Genomic DNA, 1555 nt, shown 5'->3' with positions numbered 1-1555 from the left:
AAACCCTTTATTAATTTGCACTAATTTCTCAACTTCCCCGCCCTCACCCCTCTAACTCCCCTAAAGGGGAGAACCACCTCACCCACACCACTTTACACCCAGCAAAAATCCAAATTTTACTATCTTTACACTTCCGCGCGAAGGCTCTCCCCCTTCAGGGGGTTGGGGGGTGCGCGATGGAAAAACCCTAAATTATTTTGCACTTATTTTCCAACTTCCCCGCCCTCACCCCTCTGACTCCCCTGAAGGGGAGAACCACCTCACCCGCAACACTTTACACCAAATAAAATCCAAATATTACTATTTTTGCAGTTCCGCGCGTGGGCTCACCCCCTTTAGGGGGTTGGGGGGTGCGCGATGGACAAACCCTTTATTAATTTGCACTAATTTCTCAACTTCCCCGCCCTCACCCCTCTAACTCCCCTAAAGGGGAAAACAGTCTCACCCGCAACACTTTACACCAAATAAAATCCAAATATTACTATCTTTACACTTCCGCGCGGCGACTCTCCCCCTTCAGGAGGCCGGAGGGGGGCGCGATGGAAAACGGGAAAAATACCATAAACCTATCCATCATGCCTTTAAGTGACAAAACCCAAATGTTTTATAATGCAAAGGCCGGAATATTTCAAAAAGCTAAGAATTTGAGAAAAAACATGACTCCGGCCGAGCATAAACTTTGGAACCACCTTAAAGGAAATAAGATTTTGGGATTACGCTTTCGACGACAACATCCTATCGATATATTCATCGCCGATTTTTATTGTCATAAAATCAAACTGGTAATCGAATTGGATGGGAATATCCATGATGAACTACCCCAAAAAGAATATGATGCAAACCGAACAGAAGAATTAAAGCATTTTGGGATAACAGTCATCAGATTCACCAACCAAGAAGTATTGGAAAACACAGATCAGGTAATAAAGCAGATAACTGAAAAATGTAGGGAGCTAATGAAGTAGGTTAATGGACAATCAATTTCCCCTCCCTCACCCCTCTGACTCCCTTAAAAAGGGAAACCACCTCACCCACATCACTTTACACCCAGAAAAATCCAAATTTTACTATTTTTACAATTCCGCGCGCAGGCTCGCCCCTTTCAGGGGATTGGGGGGTGTGCGAGGGACAAACCCTATATTAATTTGCACTAATTTTCCAACTTCCCCTCCCTCACCCCGCTGACTCCCCTAAAGGGGAGAACCGCCTAACCCACACCACTTTACACTTAGAAAAATCCAAATTTTACTATTTTTACACTTCAGCGGGAAGGCTCGCCCCCTTCAGGGGGTTGGGGGGTGCGCGATGGGAAAAACCCTATATTATTTTGCACTTATTTCTCAACTTACCAGCCCTCACCCCTCTGACTTCCCTAAAGGGGAGAACCGCCTCACTCACATCACTTTATACTCAGTAAAATTCCAAATTTTATTATTTTTACAATTCCGCGCGGAGGCTCTCCCCCTTTAGGGGGTTGGGGGGTGCGCGATGGACAAACCCTTTATTAATTTGCACTAATTTCTCAACTTCCCCGCCCTCACCCCTCTAACTCCCC

General features: G+C 45.5%; 1 protein-coding gene. It reads left to right on the top strand.

Going from position 1 to position 1555, the window contains the following annotated elements; translation table 11 throughout:
- The first annotated feature begins 575 nt into the window (after positions 1–575).
- The gene (locus tag BM130_RS15040; protein WP_074964422.1) at positions 576–965 is read left to right on the top strand and encodes an endonuclease domain-containing protein; all 390 of its coding nucleotides are present in this window, start codon (positions 576–578) and stop codon (positions 963–965) included.
- The last annotated feature ends 590 nt before the right edge of the window (positions 966–1555 follow it).

Origin of the sequence: Thermophagus xiamenensis (assembly GCF_900112795.1) — a bacterium.
Taxonomy (GTDB): Bacteria; Bacteroidota; Bacteroidia; order Bacteroidales; family Marinilabiliaceae; genus Thermophagus; species Thermophagus xiamenensis.
This window is presented reverse-complemented; position numbering and strand designations above follow the sequence as displayed.

Coding starts and splice junctions, on each gene's coding strand:
- BM130_RS15040 (WP_074964422.1), top strand. CDS start 576: ATGCCTTTAAGTGACAAAACCCAAATGTTTTATAATGCAAAGGCCGGA.